Annotated in this window: 15 protein-coding genes; 5 read left to right on the top strand and 10 right to left on the bottom strand. The window is 71.8% G+C overall.

All coding sequences use genetic code 11. The annotated features are described in order from the left end of the window. Positions 1–28: 28 nt before the first annotated feature. On the top strand, positions 29–424 hold the full coding sequence (locus tag NWFMUON74_RS23865) for a hypothetical protein (RefSeq protein WP_187684029.1): 396 nt from the start codon (positions 29–31) through the stop codon (positions 422–424). Here NWFMUON74_RS23865 and pknB read toward each other — a convergent pair. Beyond that, positions 399–2,387, bottom strand: a complete 1,989-nt coding sequence (gene pknB / locus NWFMUON74_RS23860; protein WP_232110557.1) for a Stk1 family PASTA domain-containing Ser/Thr kinase — start codon at positions 2,385–2,387, stop codon at positions 399–401. The genes NWFMUON74_RS23865 and pknB overlap by 26 nt on opposite strands. 130 nt (positions 2,388–2,517) lie before the next feature. Between pknB and NWFMUON74_RS23855 the strand changes: the two genes are divergently transcribed. Continuing rightward, positions 2,518–2,886 carry an Rv2175c family DNA-binding protein gene (locus NWFMUON74_RS23855; RefSeq protein ID WP_187684028.1) on the top strand — a complete coding sequence of 123 codons (369 nt, stop codon included), beginning with the start codon at positions 2,518–2,520 and terminating at the stop codon, positions 2,884–2,886. Between the two features lie 573 nt (positions 2,887–3,459). On the opposite strand, the gene NWFMUON74_RS23850 is transcribed toward NWFMUON74_RS23855, so the two are convergent. The 4 genes from NWFMUON74_RS23850 to NWFMUON74_RS23835 all read right to left on the bottom strand — a co-directional run bounded on the left by NWFMUON74_RS23850 (position 3,460) and on the right by NWFMUON74_RS23835 (position 9,392). Beyond that, positions 3,460–4,404: a phytoene/squalene synthase family protein gene (locus tag NWFMUON74_RS23850; protein WP_187684027.1), complete on the bottom strand. Its 945-nt coding sequence runs from the start codon at positions 4,402–4,404 to the stop codon at positions 3,460–3,462. Continuing rightward, entirely contained in the window at positions 4,401–5,975 is a 1,575-nt protein-coding gene (locus NWFMUON74_RS23845; protein ID WP_232110556.1) for an alpha-(1->6)-mannopyranosyltransferase A, read from the bottom strand. Before NWFMUON74_RS23845 ends, NWFMUON74_RS23850 begins: the two co-directional genes overlap by 4 nt. 503 nt (positions 5,976–6,478) lie before the next feature. Next, the gene (gene crtI, locus NWFMUON74_RS23840) at positions 6,479–8,044 is read right to left on the bottom strand and encodes a phytoene desaturase family protein (protein WP_187684025.1); all 1,566 of its coding nucleotides are present in this window, start codon (positions 8,042–8,044) and stop codon (positions 6,479–6,481) included. 235 nt (positions 8,045–8,279) lie between these two features. Then, positions 8,280–9,392 (bottom strand): polyprenyl synthetase family protein, encoded by a 1,113-nt coding sequence (locus NWFMUON74_RS23835; protein ID WP_187684024.1) that lies wholly within the window; start codon positions 9,390–9,392, stop codon positions 8,280–8,282. 161 nt (positions 9,393–9,553) lie between these two features. On the opposite strand from NWFMUON74_RS23835, the gene NWFMUON74_RS23830 reads away from it, so the two are divergent. Then, positions 9,554–10,552 (top strand): methylenetetrahydrofolate reductase, encoded by a 999-nt coding sequence (locus NWFMUON74_RS23830; RefSeq protein WP_187684023.1) that lies wholly within the window; start codon positions 9,554–9,556, stop codon positions 10,550–10,552. Positions 10,553–10,636: 84 nt separating this feature from the next. Next, positions 10,637–11,347 (top strand): hypothetical protein, encoded by a 711-nt coding sequence (locus NWFMUON74_RS23825; protein ID WP_187684022.1) that lies wholly within the window; start codon positions 10,637–10,639, stop codon positions 11,345–11,347. 3 nt (positions 11,348–11,350) lie between these two features. On the opposite strand, the gene NWFMUON74_RS23820 is transcribed toward NWFMUON74_RS23825, so the two are convergent. From NWFMUON74_RS23820 to NWFMUON74_RS23800, 5 genes are all read right to left on the bottom strand, one after another. Beyond that, positions 11,351–12,583 (bottom strand): glycosyltransferase family 2 protein, encoded by a 1,233-nt coding sequence (locus tag NWFMUON74_RS23820; protein WP_187684021.1) that lies wholly within the window; start codon positions 12,581–12,583, stop codon positions 11,351–11,353. A gap of 125 nt (positions 12,584–12,708) precedes the next feature. Further along, entirely contained in the window at positions 12,709–13,347 is a 639-nt protein-coding gene (locus NWFMUON74_RS23815) for an LppM family (lipo)protein (protein WP_187684020.1), read from the bottom strand. A gap of 201 nt (positions 13,348–13,548) precedes the next feature. Beyond that, a complete protein-coding gene (locus NWFMUON74_RS23810; protein ID WP_187684019.1) occupies positions 13,549–14,319 on the bottom strand; it encodes a carotenoid biosynthesis protein in 771 nt (256 codons plus the stop codon). After that, complete coding sequence (locus NWFMUON74_RS23805) at positions 14,316–15,896, bottom strand: phytoene desaturase family protein (protein ID WP_187684018.1); 1,581 nt, start codon at positions 15,894–15,896, stop codon at positions 14,316–14,318. Before NWFMUON74_RS23805 ends, NWFMUON74_RS23810 begins: the two co-directional genes overlap by 4 nt. After that, entirely contained in the window at positions 15,893–16,513 is a 621-nt protein-coding gene (locus NWFMUON74_RS23800; protein WP_187684017.1) for a GNAT family N-acetyltransferase, read from the bottom strand. Before NWFMUON74_RS23800 ends, NWFMUON74_RS23805 begins: the two co-directional genes overlap by 4 nt. A gap of 154 nt (positions 16,514–16,667) precedes the next feature. Here NWFMUON74_RS23800 and NWFMUON74_RS23795 point away from each other — a divergent pair, with 154 nt between their 5' ends. After that, on the top strand, positions 16,668–17,108 hold the full coding sequence (locus tag NWFMUON74_RS23795) for an SAV_6107 family HEPN domain-containing protein (protein WP_187684016.1): 441 nt from the start codon (positions 16,668–16,670) through the stop codon (positions 17,106–17,108). Positions 17,109–17,192 lie beyond the last annotated feature (84 nt).

The following is a 17,192-nucleotide window of genomic DNA, read 5'->3' as shown; positions in this document are numbered from 1 at the left end:
GATTGCGAGACCTGCCCTGGGAGGACCGATGAAGGTGGTAACGGTAGCCGGAGAATCGCCGACCGGCGCCGATCGGCTCGGCTCCGGCCGCGGTCGATTCGCGGGACGAGAGCGGGCCGCCCTGGTGCAGCACGAACTGGTGATCGACGGGGTACCGGTATCGGTGGTGATCGAACGGCCGGAATCGGAGCGCTCGGTGTGGCGCTGCCGGGTGCGCATCGCCCGTGGTATCGGACGACTCGAGCAGTCGCAGGTGGTCGGCACCAGCGCGAACGAGGTGCTGGAACAGGCGTTGGAGTTGGTCGCGGCGCGCGTCGGGCTCAGCGTCGCCGAGGTGCTCGGCGGGGCGAGTGTGGGACCGGATCTGCCACTGGCGCGACCGACCCGCAACGGGCCGATCAGAAGGGCAGAACGACGAGCGTGACGGTGCTGCCGGGCTGGACGCTCGCTCCGGCGATCGGCGTCTGGACGCGGATGGTGCCGTGGTCGTTGGCGGTGAAGATATTGCTCAGGACCACTTGCAGCCCGAGCGCTTCCAGTTCGCTGCGGGCGGCCGACACGCTCTTGCCGACCACGTCCGGCAGCCGCACCGCGTTCGAGACGATCAGGGTGACCGAGGCGCCGGACAGCAGGCTGGTGCCGGCCTCGGGATCGGTGCCGGCCACCTGACCGGACTGGATGCGCGCGTCGAACGCGGATCTGGTGTCCTGCACCGTGATTCCGGCCCGCTCGAGGGTCGCGCGAGCCTCGTCCACCGTCTTACCGCGCACGTCCGGCAGCTTCACCGGCGTGGATCCCTTGCTGCGGTACACCTTCACCGTCGCCTCCATCGGCAGGACGGTGCCCGGAGCCGGATCCAGTTGTGCCAGTGTGCCTTTCGGTGCTGTGCTGGGTCTCTCGCCGCTGTCGACCGGTTTGAGTCCGGCGTCGCGGATGGCCTGGCGGACCCTGTCGATATTCTCGCCGGGCTGGAACTGCGGCACCTTCGGTTTGCCGCTGGAGACCAGCACCGCGACGGTGGAGCCCTTGACGACCCGGGCGCCGGCCGCCGGGTCGGTGCCGACCACGCCGCCGACCGGGATGGTGTCGGAAGCCTTGTCGCGCACCGTCGTATCGAATCCGGCGTTCTGCAGCACCACCGTCGCGCGGTCGGTGTCCATGCCCGCGATCGGCGGCACGGCGGCGTAGCGGCCGACGCCGAGCCACCAGCCGCCGAGGCCGAGTAGCAGCGCCAGCACGACCACGATGGCGGCCCAGATGTACATCCGGCGACGGGATCTGTCGCGATCGGCCTGGAAATCGTCGGCATAGGAGCGCTGCGGGGGCGGCGGCGGGCTCGGGTAGTCGGGCGAATAGTCCTCGGCCCGCGGTTGCGTCGCGGTCATCACCCGGGTGTGCTGCGGTTGCGGGGCCGGTGGTTCGGCGGCGAAGCGGGTCGTCGCGTCCGGTGCGGAGGCGGCGGGTGCCGGAGTCGGGCCGATCCGGTATCGCGAGGACAGGTGCTCGGCCGATTCCTTCGGCGCCGGTACCCGGTACGCGGGCAGGTGCAGCTCGGTGGCGATGCGCCGCAGTTCACCGGCCATCTCGGTGGCGTCGGCGAAACGATGCGCGGGCTCGCGGGCGGTGGCGTGCGCGACCAGTTCGTCGAACTCCGGCGGCACGCCGGCGATGAGCAGGCTCGGGCTGGGCACGTCCTTCTCGACCCGCTGGTACGCGATCGACAGCGAGGTGTCGCCCGTGAACGGGGTGCGACCGGTCAGCATCTCGAAGATCAGGACACCGAAGGAGTACACGTCGCTGCGGGCGTCGGCATTGCCGTCGGTGACCTGCTCGGGCGACAGGTAGTGGGCCGTGCCCAGGATGACGCTCGCCGAGGTCATGTTCGATCCGGCGGCCGCGCGTACCAGCCCGAAGTCGGCGATCTTGACCTCACCGGCATCGGAGATCAGCACGTTCTCCGGTTTGACGTCGCGGTGCACCAGGCCCGCGGCGTGCGCCACCCCGATCGCCTGCAGTACCGGCTCGGCCACCGCGTACACGGCGTGCGGTGGCATCGGACCGCGCTCGCGCAGCAACTCGCGCAGCGTGCCGCCCTCCACCAATTCCATGATCAGGAACGGGTGGTCACCGTCGACGCCCTGGTCGTACACGGCGACCAGGGACGGGTGCTTCAGCTTGGCCACCGAGCGCGCTTCGAATTCGAACCGGCTCAGGAACTGCGGGTCGCCGGCGAATTTCGGGTCCATCACCTTGATCGCCACCGGCCGGTCCAGCCGCGTATCCACCCCCCGAAACACCATCGACATGCCGCCGCGCGCGATGGGCGCGTCGATGCGGTAGCGCCCGTCCAGCATCTGGCCGATCAACTGATGTCCTCCGACTTTCACAAAGCTCTCACCTCTCGCCTCGGCTGCGACAAGCGAACGCCGCCCCCGTGGCGGCTGGTGTCGATGGTATAGGCGGTTACCGTCCGGGTGTCTCACGACGTGCGGGGACGAACGGTCTACCGTTGTCCGGGTGAGTGCATTCCCTTGCAGCGACGATGTCGTCCCGGAGTCGGTGACCCTGCTCCCGCTGCCCGAGGTGGCCGAGCAGCTCGGTCTCGCCGTGACCCGTGTGCATCAGCTGTTGCGCGACCACCAGTTGCTCGCGATCCGCCGCAACGGCGTCGCGGGGGTCCCGAAGGATTTCTTCGACGCCACCGGCGCCGTCGTGAAGCCCCTGCCCGGCCTGATCACGGTGATGCGCGACGCGAAGTACACCGACGAGGAAATCCTCGAGTGGCTCTACACCGAAGACGACACCCTCCCCGGCCGCCCCGTCGACGCCATCCACGGCCCGCTCGCCCGCGAGGTCGTCCGCCGCGCCGCCGCCGAACCCTTCTGACGCGGAAACGAAAGCCGCCCTACGGACAGGCGTCGGCCTGCTGGTGCTCGTCGGCCGGCTGTGAGGGCGGCGGCGGCGTGCGTCTGTTCGTCGGGCCTGGCCTGTCAGGGTCGGCGGCGGTCGTGCGCCTGTTTGCGGGCTGTGAGAGCGGCGGTCGTGCGCCTGTTTGCGGGCGGGCTGTGAGGGCGGCGGTCGTGCGCCTGTTTGCGGGCGGGCTGTGAGAGCGGCGGCCGTGCGCCTGTTTGCGGGCGGGGCCGTGAGGGCGGCGGTCGTGCGTCTGTTTGTCGGGTGGGCTGTGAGGGCGGCGGCGGGCCTGCGTCTGTTCGTCGGGCGGCCTGTGGGGGGCGGGGGCGGGGCGTGCGTCTGTTTGCGGGTGGGCGGTGAGGCGGTCGCGCTTCTGTTTGTCGGCCGGTCCTCGGGAGAGACGCGGTGGTAGGCGACTGCTCTTGTTCGACGGCCGGGCCTCGAGACCGGCGGTGGTCTGCGCCCTGTTCGCTGCCGGGCTACAGGAGGGTCGGGGGTGGTGTGGGCACTGTTCGCTGCCGAGCTACGGCAGGCCGGGACGCGGGGTAGCTATCGGCGGGTTTCGATGAAAGGCAGGAATGCGGGGGTGAATTCGCTTGCGGCGACCCGTAACCGGCGGTGGCGCGGGACGACGGCGCGGGTGGCGAATATCGCGTAGTCCGAGCGTTCGATTTCATCGAGGATCCCGGCGTACAGGGCGGCGGCGGTCCGGATGGCGGGGCGTACACGCGGGTACAGCAGGTCGATGCCGGGTTCGGCGCGGCGGTACAGGGCGCGGTTCGTGGCGATCAGGTGGGCCAAGGCGCGGCGCAGGCGGGCGTCGGTGCGGCCGGTGCGGTGGCCGTGCCGGAGCAGGTCGTCGTCCACGCCGAAGGCCGCCAGGTCGGCGGCGGGCAGGTAGATCCGGTCGCGGTCGAGATCCTCGCCCACATCGCGGAGGAAGTTGGTGAGCTGAAACGCCTCACCCAGCGCCGCGGCCGCGGGCTCCGCCTCCGCGCGCGGCCCGACCGTGCCCAGCACGGGCAGCAACTGCAACCCGATCGCCGCCGCCGACCCGCGCATGTACTCGCGCAACTCCGCCATCGTGGCGTAGCGGTTGCGGAACAGCGGCGAACCGGGGACGTCCATGCGCATGGAGTCCAGGAACGTCCAGAAGTGTTCGGGCGCAATGCCGTACCGCTCGATGGTGTCGCCGACGGCCCACAACACCGGCTCCCATTCAAGCCGCGCGGCGTGCGTGGCGGTGGCTGACCGGTGTGGCGCCAGCCGGTCGCGTAGCAGCTGCTCGATCAGATCGAGTTGGGCGGCAGTGTCTTTCGTGCCGTGGTCGACGATGTCGTCGACGGTGCGGGCGAAGGCGTAGAGGGCGTGTACGGCAGGGCGCTGCCCGGGGGAGAGCAGGCGGGTGGCGAGGAAATAGGTGCGGCCGTGGGCGGCGGCCACCGCGCGGCAGTGCCGGTAGGCGGCCGACGGCTCCGTGCCGCCGGGGCTCACTGCCGGGTTCTGCCGCTGTCGGCGCGCAGCCGCAGCGGATCCACCGTCCGCAGCGACAGCGCCGCCACCACCGCGACGAACGTGGCCGCGACGACGTGCGCGGGGTTGTAGAGCCCGATCGCGCCGCCGGGCTGGAACACCAGCATCAGCCAGGTGCATAGACCCACCAGCACCATCAGCGTCGTGGTCGACATCGCGAAACCGGCCGCCAGCGCCAGCGGCCACGAGTAGTACCAGGGCAGGGCCGCGGGGGAGAGGATGACGATCGCGACGAAGGCGATCAGGATGCCCAGCACCGCCTCCCGCTCGCTGTGCTTGAACCGCCACCACGTCCAGATCAGAATCGCCACCAGCGCCACCGCGCACAGGCCGCGGGTCCAGGTCAGCACCGACTCCACCCGCAGCGGCGTCACCCAGGTCACCATGTGCGCCATGATGGTCGGCAGCGACAGCCAGTTGATGATCTTCTTCGAGCCCGACAGCGCGGTGAGCCAGCCGATCCCGACCCCGGCGACCGCCGACGCCGCGGCGAACACCACCGCGAACACCGACAGGCCCAGACCACCGATCTTGGCGAAGGTCCACAGCGGATGCGGCAGCGGTCCCTTGTCCTCGGCCGCCCGCCGCTCCCGTTCGTGAATCATCCAGATCCACACCAGGAACGGCAGCGCCACGCCCGCGGTCGCCTTGATCGCCACGCCGATCGCGACCACCACGATGCCCGCCGCGTGATGGCGCTCCAGCACCAGTGCGATACCCGCGGCCATCAGCCCGACCATCAGCATCTCGTTGTGCACGCCGCCGATCAGATGGATCAGCACCAGCGGGTTGAGCACGGCGAGCCACAGCGCGACCGTCGGTTTGCCGCCCAGGTGCTTGGTCAGATGCGGGACCGCCCACATCATCAGCGCCAGGCCCGGCAGCATCACCAGGCGCATCGCCCAGGTACCGGCCACCACGTTGTCGCCGGTGACCGTGGTGATCCACTTGCCCAGCAGCAGGAAGATCGGGCCGTAGGGCGCGGTGGTGGTGGTCCATACCGGGCTCACGTTGTCCAGCAGCACACCGGGATTCACCACCGGGCCGACCGTGTACGGGTCGAAGCCGTCGCGCAGCAGCGCACCCTGCGCCAGATAGGAGTAGACGTCCGCGCTGAACATGGGCACGGCGAACAACAACGGGAAGATCCAGATGCCGACGACCGCGCGTAACTCGTTGAGCGTCACCGCGCTGCCGCGCTCGGCGGTGCCGATCGTGATCCGCCCCAGCCGAACCCACGCGACGATCATCGCCAGCACACCGATCCACACCCCGATGGTCGCCAAGGCGTAGCCGTGCCCGAACCGCAACCAGGACAGGTGCGCCGCCTCCAGCAGCGGATCGCTGCGCCGCACCGCGCCGGCGCCCAGGCCGCCGCAGGTGATCATCAGCGCGCCCCAGAAACCCAGCAGCGCCGCGTGTCCCTCCGGGCTACGGAGAAAATCGGCGGAGAAGTGCAGCCACCAGCGCAGGGTGCGCGGTACCGCCGGGGCGGCGGGAGTCAGTGCCTCGGTGATCGCTGTGTCCGCCATGGTGGCGGTAGTCGTGTCGGGGGTCGGCATAGGTCGTCGGGTCCCCCCGGGGAAGTCGGTGCGGTCGGGACCGCTGTCTACAAGGTCGGCCGCTAGTTTAATTGGTTGCGGGGAACACTAGCGCGTCGGTCGGCCGGTATCACGTCGGAGCGCCCCGCGACGAGTCCGTGTCCCCGTTTCACCACACGGCATCCCGCGTGTCGCTGCCCTCCGCTTACTCGGGTCATGCGGAGGAGACGCGCCCTCCGCAGACTAGGGCCACACGGACGAGACGCGCCCTTCGCGCACTCGGGTCGAGCGGAGGAGACGCGCCCGCCGCAGACCCGGGTCATGAGGACGAGACGCGCCTTCCGCGCACTCGGATCATGCGGAGGAGAAGCTTCCGCCGCAGACTCGGATCATGCGGAGGAGAAGCTTCCGCCGCAGACTCGGATCATGCGGACGAGACGCGCCCGCCGCAGACTCGGGTCATGCGGGCAAGACGCGCCCGCCGCACACTCGGCTCAGGCGGAGGCGACGTGGCCGGGCCGGTTGTGTCGTGCGGACGTCCGCGGCGGGTTGTCGCCGGTGATGCGCTGGGCGGCGAGTTTTCCCGACAGCACGGTGGTCGGTACGCCGACACCGGGCGTGGTGCCGCAGCCCGCGAGCACCACATTGCCGGGTGTGCGGGGGAGGTTGCGGGTGCGGAACGGGCCCGTCTGGCGGAACAGGTGCGCCGCGGAGAACGGGGTGCCGGCCAGCATGCCCTGGGCCTGCCAGGTGTGCGGGGTGTCGAGGTGGTCGACGGTGAAGTGTTCGGCGATGCCGCGGTAGCCGCGGCGTTCCAGCACAGCGAGCAGATCGCGCAGGTAGTCGGGGCCGATCTCGGACCAATTCAACGGAGCCGCACACAGATTCGGGCACGGCGCCAGCAGCGACAGTGGTTCGTGGCGGCCGGTGGGGCGGTCGATGAACAAACCCGGATCGGTGAGCGCGGGGCGGGTCAGCAGCAGCGAAGGGTCGCTCATCGGGCGGCCGCGACCGCGGCGGGCGGCGATCTCGGCGAATGTGGCGTCCCATGCCGCGCCGAAGTCGATGGTGTGGTGCGCCCGCACCGGCCAGGCGGCGGCGATCTCGGCGGGCACGGTGCCGTGCGCGACGACGGCCGAGGGCGAGGCACGCAGCGGCCGACGGCGGTGAATGCCGAAGCGGTCCAGCGCACCCAGGTCCGCGGTGAGCACCACCGCGTCGCAGTCGAACGCCCGGCCGTCGGCGGCGCGCACGCGGCGCGCCCGGCCGTCGGCGTAGTCGATGCCCGTCACCTCGGTATTCAGTTCCAGGCGTCCGCCCGCGGCGGTGAGGGCGGCGGCCATGGCCGCGGGGATCGCGCGCATGCCGCCCTCCGGGTAGTACACGCCCAGGCAGGTGTCCATGTGCGGAATCGCGCCGTACACGGCCAGCGCCCGCGCCGGCGCCAGGCCCGCGTAGAGGGCCTGGAAGGTGAACAGCCGCGCCAGCCGGGGATCGTCCAGGGTACGGTGCACCCGGGCGCCGAGCCGTCCGAACGCGCCCAGCCGGACCAGCTCGGCCAGTGCCCGCCGCTTCGCGGGCAGCCGGATCATGTCCAGCGGCGAATCGAAGTTGGTGTCCATGAATTCGCCGTACGCGCCGGTGTAGACGCGCCCCAGCCAATCGCGCAGGCGCAGATAGCGGTCGGCCTCCTCGGGCCCGCAGGCGCGGGTGACCTCGGCGGCCATCGCGCCGGGATCGTCGAGGACGTCGATGGTGGAGTCGTCGGCGAACCGAGCCCGGTAAGCCGGGGCCAAATGGTGGATCCGCGGACCCCGCACCGTCCCCCCGGCCGCGGCCAGGGCTTCATCGATCAGTCCGGGCACGGTGAGAACGGTTGCGCCGGAATCTATCTCGTAATCGGGCCCGCGATACACGCCGACCCGGCCGCCGGGATGGTCGGCCCGCTCGACCACCGTCACCGCCCGTCCGGCCCCCACCAGATACAGCGCCGCCGACAACCCCGACAATCCCGCACCGATCACAACAACCCGGTCCGTCGGCCCGGCAACCGTTCTCACCGCACCGCTCCTGCGATCAGCGGCCGCCGTTCCCTCGACCACGCCAGGTCTCCTCGCGCCCCCGCCCCACTCACACCGCGCGCATCGCCGCGCCGGGTAGAGCGACCCGGGCGGCTGTCCCCGCTGTGGCCGGTAGGACGGACCAGGCGGGTGACCCTCCAGCCCGCGCAGGGTGTTTCGCCGCGTGGGGCTGGACCCTGTGGCCGCGGCCCGGCTTCCCTCGCATCCGCCGGTCTCATGCGACGCGCTTCGTGGCGGCCAGCGCCATTGCCCGTAGTCGCTGTTTCGCCTCCGGGGTGGCGGAGCTGTGTTCGAGTGCCGACAGACCGCGCTCGGTGAGGTCGGTGATGCGGCGCTCCACCTCGTCGACCGCGCCGAGTTCGGTGATCAGGGCGCGCAGTCGCGTCACCGTGTCGGGGGAGAGGTCGGTGCCCAGTGACGAGCGCAGCAGTTCGGCCGCCGCCGGGACGGTGGCGTCGGCGCGGCGCAATGCCTCGGCGACCAGGACCGTGCGCTTGCCCTCGCGCAGGTCGTCGCCCGAGGGTTTGCCGGTGACCGCCGGATCACCGAAGACGCCCAGCAGGTCGTCGCGCAACTGGAAGGCGATGCCGATATCGGTGCCGAACTCGCGATAGGCGGCGATCAGCGCCGGATCGGCGTCGGCCAGCGCCGCGCCCAGATGCAGCGGCCGCTCGACGGTGTAGGCGGCGGTCTTGTAGCGGTTGATACGCAGCGCCGCTTCCACCGAATCGTCGGCGCCCGCCTCGCCGTGGATGTCGAGCAGCTGCCCGCCCATCACCTCGGTGCGCATCGCCGCCCACACCGGAGCGAACCGCACCCGGGCGGCGGGATCCAGCCCGGCCGCCGACACCATGTCGTCGGCCCAGGCCAGCGCCAGGTCACCGATCAGCACGGCCACGCTGATCCCGAAATGCGCCGAGTCGCCGCGCCATTCGCGCTCGCGATGGCGTTCCTCGAAATCCACGTGCACCGTCGGGAAGCCGCGGCGAGTGCGCGAGGAGTCGATGATGTCGTCGTGGATCAGCGCGCACGCCTGCACCAATTCCAAAGCGGCGCAGGCGATCAGCACCGGACCCGCCTGCGGCCCGTGGGGGTCGCCGCCCGCGCCCAGCCAGCCCGTCCAGGCGAACGAGGGGCGGGTGCGCTTGCCACCGCGCAGCACGAAATCCTCGAGCTCGGCGACCGCGTCGACGAACACCGGGCCCAGCTCGCCGACCAGCTCCCGGCGCTCGGTGAAGAACTCGACGAGCGCGGCATCGACGGCCGCGACCAGTGCCGCGGGGGCGATCGGGGCCGAACGGGTCGGGGTGGTCGGTCCGGCGGGCATAGGAACCTCCCAGTGATTCGACGCGTCGGCGTGCCGATCGTGCGGCTACAGGTAATTCGGGGCACGACCGTACCCCGGATGGAACCTTACCGACCTCCCGAATTCCGGCCGATGCGCCCAGGGCGCGCAGTGAGCGGCGCCACCCCACTTACACTGGTTCGGTGAGTTTCGACAACGTACGGGGACGCTCGACCCCAGGCCGAACGACCCGGACGCCGCAGGTTTCCGGAACTCCGTCCGTCGTGGGGCAACTGGCCCGGCGTCCCGACGGGACCATTCCGTTCTCGGTGGAGTTCAATCCGCCGCGCGACGCCGCGGCCGAGGCGCGGCTGTGGCGGGCCGCCCGCGAGTTCGAGCGCATGCATCCGGCGTTCGTGTCGATGACCTACGGGGCCGGCGGGTCGACCCGCGACCGCACCGCCCGGGTGACCGGCCAGCTCGCCCGCGAGACGACCCTGCTCACGGTGGCGCACCTGACCGCGGTCGAGCACAGCGTCGCCGAGCTGCGTTCGATCGTCGGCACCTACGCCGACGCCGGTATCCGCAACCTGCTGGTGCTGCGCGGTGATCCGCCCGGCGACCCGCTGGGCGAGTGGCGCAAGCACCCCGACGGCCTGGAGTACGCCGAGGACCTGGTGCGCATGGTCCGCGGCCTGGGCGATTTCCACGTGGGTGTGGCGTCGTTCCCGCAGGGCCACCACCGCTCCCCGGACCTCGACCACGACACCGCCTACCTGTGCGCGAAACTGCGTGCGGGAGCGGAGTATTCGATCACCCAGATGTTCTTCGACGTGGACCACTACCTGCGCCTGCGGGACCGGGTGGTGGCCTGCGACGCGGTCGAGGGCGCCAAACCGATCATCCCGGAACTGATGCCGATCACCTCGCTGCGCACCGTGCAGCGCGCCGAGGAGCTGTCGGGCCGTCCGGTCCCGGCGGCGCTGATGCGGCGGCTGGAGCGCGCCGCGGGCAACGACCCGGAGGCCAACCGCAACGACGTGCGCGCGGTCGGCATCGAGATCGCCACCGAGATCGGGCAGCGCCTGATCGATGAGGGCGCGCCCTGCCTGCACTTCATCACCCTCAACTTCGCCAAGGCCACCACCGAGGTGCTCACCAACCTCGGCTACACCGTGACGGCCGCCCCCGTGAGCGCCTGATCGGCGTTTCGCGGCCCGATTGCCGCGTGTGTGCCCCGTCCGGAGGTACCCTCACGTCCGACCGTGACGACGAGGAGAACTTCGATGGCCGTGTTGCGCAGTCTGGTTCGTGTCGCCGGCGCGATGAGCGCGTCCTTCGCCCTGGCCTGCGTCGGACCCTGGTCGGCGACGGCCGCTCCGCTCGACCCCGCTGCCGCCGTGGCCGGTGCGGGCCGGGTGGAGACCGCCGGTACCAGTGATTTGCTGGGTGCTTACCAGTCCGCCGTGGAGAGCCTGCAGCGGCTGGGGGTGCAGCCGTTCCTGTACCCCTCGGCCTCGGCGCTGTGCCACGCGGGCACCACCGCGGGGCTGGTGCCCGCGCTGGCCGGTGCGCTGCCCGGACCGTGGCCCAAGACGGCGGTGCCGACGCCGGGCCTGGACGTGTCGGCGGTGAAGTCCGGCCAGACCATGTTCGCGTTCGTGCCGTACGGACTGGACGCCGACGGCGCGGACACCTCCGGCATGCAGGTGGCCTGGCTCAACACGTCCACGGGTCGCGGCGGATTCGCGGCGATGAACCCGCTGACGCAGGTGGTCAAGGCGATGGTGCCGCCGAATGTGCCCGCCGAGGTCCGGCCGCTCGCCGAACAGGCCGTGCAGAACTTCTTCGCCGCCGCCCTGCCCGCCGGAGGCGTGCGCGCGGTGCCGGTGAACACCGGTTCGGGCACCGTGCTGGCGGCGGTGTTCGGTTCGGTCCGCAACGGCGAGCGCACCTGCTATTTCCTGCCGACCGTCGGGATCGTCCCGGTGTCCTGAGCGTCAGCCGGCGCGGGCGGGCAGCGGACGGCCCTTCCAGCTCAGCGCGCCCGCGCGGTGCAGGCGGTGCGAGCGCACCGACAGCCGCAGATAGGCCGCGATCGACAACGGATGGGCCAGGGCCGCAACCACATCCGCGGCCCGCAGGCTACCGCCCGACTCGAGCGAACGGGCCAGCAGCCGCGCGGTGACCGCGCAGGCGTAACCGGCGCGCCCGGCGGTGCGGGTGCGCCCGCGCCCGCACAGCGCGGCCACCGGCGGCACGAGAAACGCGAGCGCGGCCACCGCGCCGACGGCGGTGCTGCCACCGGCCGAACCGTAGGCCGACCACAGCCAGCGGGTGTACCCGGCGTCGAGATCGGCTGCGCCCCGGTACATCCGGGTACTCGCGACCCGGCCACCACCCACCAGGGCGGTGCGCTGCCCGGCCCGCCGCAACGCCCGCGACAGCGCCAGATCCTCGGTGACATCGGCGGCGACGGCGGCGTGCCCGCCCACGGCGCGATAGGCGGCCGCGTCGAAGACCAGGAACTGCCCGCACGAGACCGCCGTGGACGGTCGCAGGCTGCGGTTGGCGATCGCGATGGGCAGCGTCGCCGCCCAGGACCAGCACAGCAGCGGCTGCACCAGCGCCTCGGTGAGCGTCCCCGCCCGCTGCCGCGGCCACGGTGACACCGAACCCACACCGGCCCTGCGCAATTCGCCGACCGCGGCGGCGATCGCACCGGGCCGCAGCCGCACGTCGGCGTCCAGGAACACCAGCGCTCCGGCCGGTGCGCCGGAACCGGCCGAGATGCCCGCGATGTCGGCCAGGCGCGCGCAGGCGGCGGCCTTGCCGGTCCAGCCGGGCGCGGGTTCGGTGTCCGCGCAGATCACCGTGAACCGCTCGTCGCCACCCGCCGCCGCGGCGGCCGCCTCGTAGGTGGCGTCCGCCGACCGGTCGTCGAGGATCAGTACCCGCAACCGCGGAACGCCTTGCTGGGCACGCAGATCCGCGATCAGCGCGGGCAGCCGCCGGGCCTCGTCGCGGGCCGGGACGCACACCGTCACCGGTTCGATCACGGTGGTGGGCACGGCGTCGAGCTGCCGCATCGTCAGCCGGTTGAACGCCGCCAGCCCGGCGCCGACACCCGTGAGCACGGCGCCGGTCAGCACCGGACCGTAGAGCGCGCCGACCGATCGGCCCGCCGCGCTCGCGCCGCCCGCCCGCGCCGCTGGTTCACGTGTCCTGTTCATGTGACATCCAGCCTTTCACACGCGGCGACGGCTGTCTCGCCCGTTTTCGTCCTCGCACCGCCACCGAGGTGGACCGTATCCGGCTCGAAACACGGGCCGGAGCAAGGAGATTCGGCAGCGGGGCGTTACGTGTCGGTGCGCGCCCACGGCGGTGTGGGGTTGCGGCCCAGATACGCCAGCACGGCGACGACGGCCGCGACGGCGAGCGTGATGCCGCCGACGATACCGGCCCACCCCGCGAACGAGCGGGTGTTCGGGTCGGCGTACTTCACCTCGGCGCGCGGCGTGCTGACCTCGCCGGGCGGCAGCTTCCAGGACACGATCGAGTCGCCCTCGCGAGTGCCGTTGGTGGTGCCGACCCGGGACGGGAAGGCCACGGTGAACTGCACGTCCGAGCCCTGCGGCGGCACGGTGCGCAGATCGACCCGCCCGCTGAGGGTGACCAGGTCGCCGGTGCGGGTGAACTGCAGGTTGAACATGCCCTGCGTCTCCTCGGACAGCTGCCCCAGTTGCTGCACCTCGCCGAAGGTGAGGTCGTCGAAATAGACCTGGCTGCCCGCGTAGCCGTCTTGCGTGTACGGCTCCACCCTGACCTTGCTCGCCAGCGTCTCGGGAACCTTCAGCTCCGGGCCCTTGTCCTTGTCGTTGGCGGGCACGGCGGCCGCCACGATGCGCCCCGACACGCGGTCGTTCGACGAGACCCCCATCGACACCTGCAGGCGCAGGCAGCCCGCCAGCAACGGCATCAGCAATACCGTCAGCATCACCAGGGACCAGGCACGATGGCGGCGCCGGCGCGGCGAGCGAAGGCTCGTGCCGTCGGGCTTCGGAGTTGTCGGACTCGGCTGCACGGCTCACATCGTGCCATGGCACGCCGGTTGGTCCGGCATGCGACGGGCCGGTAGCCGCGCGGCGGCGGCAGGACGTGCGGTTCGGGGCTACACTCGCGGCCGCCCGGCCCGCCGTCAGCCGGGGGAGCGGGCGCCGGACCGGAATACGCTCGCCGCCAGGGGTATTCCGAGCAACCCGAGCCCGAGCAGGCCGTAGGCGGCCGAAGCGGGCAGGCCGAGGAACGCCGCGTGGGCCAGCGCGGAACCCAGCCACGTCCAGACGAAGACCGCGACCGGGACGGCGAGGGTGCCGGTCGTGGCGGCGTAGCGGTTGCCGAGCGACTCGAGCAGCACGGCCATCACCATCGCGACGGCGAACCAGCCGAGATAGTTGGTGTACGGAATCTCCGCCAGGCCCGGCAGTCCCGGATGCGGGGAGCACCAGGTCCACTGGCCGTCGGCGACCATCTGCGGATCCAGGAACAGGTCCCAGCCGACCGCACCGGCGGCGGTGAGCGGAACACGTACGGCGGCAACCGGACCCAGCCGATTCGCCACCACCCACACCGGATACAGCCCGCCGGTCCACGCCAGCGCGATCAGCAGCGGCACGTCCGCCACCGCCGGGCCCAGCCGGTCGTGCGCGTAGTGGTAGCAACCGAACGGGAATCCGGATGTGGTTCCGGCGATTTCGGCGGCCAGCCCGATGCCCGAGACGATCACCAGGAACCCGGCGGCGAAGCGGGGACCGCGGGTGAGCCGGGCGTGCGCGAGGGCGGTGATGACCGCGAGCAGGACGACCACCACGGTCACCCGGTCCCGGGCCGCGCCGATTGTCAGGGGGTAGGCGATCTGGGCCAGGACCAGCGCGATCGCCGTGAGCGCGGGTAGTCGCCGGACCGTCATCCCCGGCCGCGCCGCGACAGCCGGGGCCGCCGCAGGTCGCGCAGGGCCAGACGGGCGGCGCTGCGCCCGGAGGCACCCGACACACCGCCACCGGGATGGGTCGACGCACCGGTCAGATACAGGCCCGGCGCTCCCGGCACGCGCTGTCCGGACAGCTCCGGCAGCGGCCGCCAGAAGAACATCTGATCCAGCGACATCTCCACGTGCATCACATTGCCGCCGACGAGCCCCAGCTCGCGTTCCAGATCGGCGGGCGTCTGCACGAACCGCTCCCGCACCGCGGCGGCGAAACCCGGTGCGGCCGAATCGACCTCGGCGATGATGCGATCGCCCTCGCGCTCGGCGTGCGTGCTCCAGGCGCTGCCGTCGGCGAGCCGGTAGGGGTGCCATTGCGCCCACAGCGAAACCTGGTGCTGTCCGGGCGGCGCGATGGACGGGTCGAGCGCGCTGAAGCTCATCGCGAGCACCACCGGCCGCGGCGGCAGGTCACCGGCCAGGGCCGCGCCGTGCGCGAGGCGCAGTTGCCGCCGGTCGGTGACGAGCAGTTGCAGGCCGCGGGCGGACTCCTCGATCGAGGCGCCGGGGTAGCGGGGCAGGGCGTCGGTCGCGGCGCGGACCACCATGCCGATGCCGGGGCCGACCCGGATGCGCCGCCGCCAGTCGTCGAGCACCGCGGGGTCGAACTCACCGCGGCGCAGCAGTTCCAGCGTGGTCAGGATGTGGGTGCCCGCGATCACGGTGCGCGCGGGCAGGTTTCGGCCGGATTCGGTGCGCACCCGCCAGCCGTCGCCGTCGCGGCGCAGCTCGGTGACCGCGTCGCCGGAGCAGACGGCGCCGCCGTCGGACCGCAACCGCGCCACCAGGGCCGCGGTCAGCGCGCCGCTGCCGCCGACCGCGCGACCGGGCGGCAGCGTGTGCATCAGCGCCGCGAAGCCCACCATCGGCGCGGTGCCCGGTTCCGACATCGGCGGCCCGGACTGGGCGCCGAACCACGCCAGCGCGGCCTTGAGCCGCTCGTCGTGGAACCAGCTGTCCAGCAGCGCGTCTCCGGACTGCAGGAACTCCCGCGACAGGGCGCTGCCGCCCGCCCGCGCGTCAAGTCCCCAGAACGAACGGATGAGGCGGCCCGGGCCGGGCGGTCCCGCGAAGGCTCGCATCACCCTGCGGGAGCGCGGGCCCCAGACCTGGACGAAACGGCGGTACGCGTCGGCGTCGCGGGCGCCGCAGGCCGCCTCGACGGACGCGCAGGTGCGGTCCAGGTCGCGGTGGAACACCAGTGGCACCCCGGTGCCGTCGGCCGGCGCGGGCGCGAAACCCCAGGGGTCGCAATCGAGATAGCGCAGTCCGAAGCGGCCCAGCCCCAGCTCCTCGACGATGCCGGTGTGCCGGATCATGATGTGCGCCGAGGACCCTCGATCCACCTGATGGCCGGGAAACCGCGGCACCGTCGAGACCGCCCCGCCCAGTACCTCGTCGCGCTCGAGCACCTCCACCCGCTGCCCGGCGCGGGCCAGATAGCAGGCGGCGACCAGCGCGTTGTGGCCGGAACCGACGACCACCACGCCCGCATCCGTCACGGAGATTCCAGCGGCAGCCGACGGCCCAGCACCGCGAAACGCCGGGTGTCGCCGGAGAAGACGAAATTCCTGACCACATCGGTGAATCCCTGCCGCCGATACAGCCGCCAGGCCCGGTTGGCCTCGTGATCGACCTCCGGCGTGGACAGCAGCACGGCCCGCTCGGATCGGTCGCGCAGCAGCCGGACCAGCAGCGTCTCGCCGATGCCGCGACCCTGGGCGCTGGGATGGACGTGCAGTTCGGTGAGTTCGAAGTAGTCCGAGAGCAATTCGCGGGCCGCGTGCTCGGGCCAGCCCGACCGCCGCATGCCGTTGTGCACCTGCTGGTGCCACCACTGATGCGCCGCGCCGCGGTAGCCGTAGGCGACGGCCACCAGGGGTGCGGTGCGCAGGTCGAACCGGCCGTTGTCGTCGGGGATCACCGCGCCCACCGCCTGCCAGCCCGGCCGGGTGGTGTGCTCGGTCCACATCGGGGCGCGGTGATGTTCGGTTCCGCGCGGATAGTCCATGGCCGCCACGTACACCGCCAGCGCATCGTGCAGCCGGGCGCGTAGCGCGGCCACCGAAAGGTCGACGACGACGGGGGCGGGGGTGTGGTGCGGTCTGAGGGCGGTCATGTCAGCGCGGCGCGGCTCTCGTTCGAACGCGGAAGTTTGTCGGTGGTCGTCTCTATATTCACACTCAATTGAAACGTTCGAATACCTGTTCGGTCCGTCCGGTCGGCGATGCACTCGGCGGATCAAGGGTGTGCGAAGGGTTGGAGGTACCGCAATGGCTGGTCGGATCGGGTATCCCGGACGTCCCGGACGAGCGGGCGGTCTGCTGGACCGCGCCGACGGTCTGCTGCTGCAGTCGGCCGCCGAGGGGGACCCGCGCGAACGGTTCCGCACCGCGTACCTGGCGGCCCTGCGGGGCGCGGGTGCGGTGCTGGCGATCACCGGCGCCGATCGCGCGCCGCGGGCCCGTTCGCGCAACGCCTGGGTGCTGATGCAGCAGGCCGCGCCCGAGTTCGTGATGTGGGCGGACTACTTCAGTTCCTTCTCCGAGACCCGCGCGGCCATCGAGGCCGGGCTGGACCGCCCGGTCGACGCGCCGCGCGCCGACGAGTTCGCTTCTCGGGTAGGCGCATTCCTGCACGACGTGGAGGACCTGGTCAGTACGGCGGCGCGATTGCGCCCCGCCGAGGGCCGCCTGGGCGACGGCACGGCCTGAACATCGGCGAGTAGGTGGTAGTGCACAGATCGAACTCGTATCATTGGGGGCAGGTAGCCGCCAAGGTCGGCTACTTGTCGTCTA

The organism is Nocardia wallacei (genome assembly GCF_014466955.1).
Lineage (GTDB): Bacteria > Actinomycetota > Actinomycetes > Mycobacteriales > Mycobacteriaceae > Nocardia > Nocardia wallacei.
Note: the sequence above shows the minus strand (reverse complement) of the source record. Positions and strands in the feature narration are given on the sequence as shown.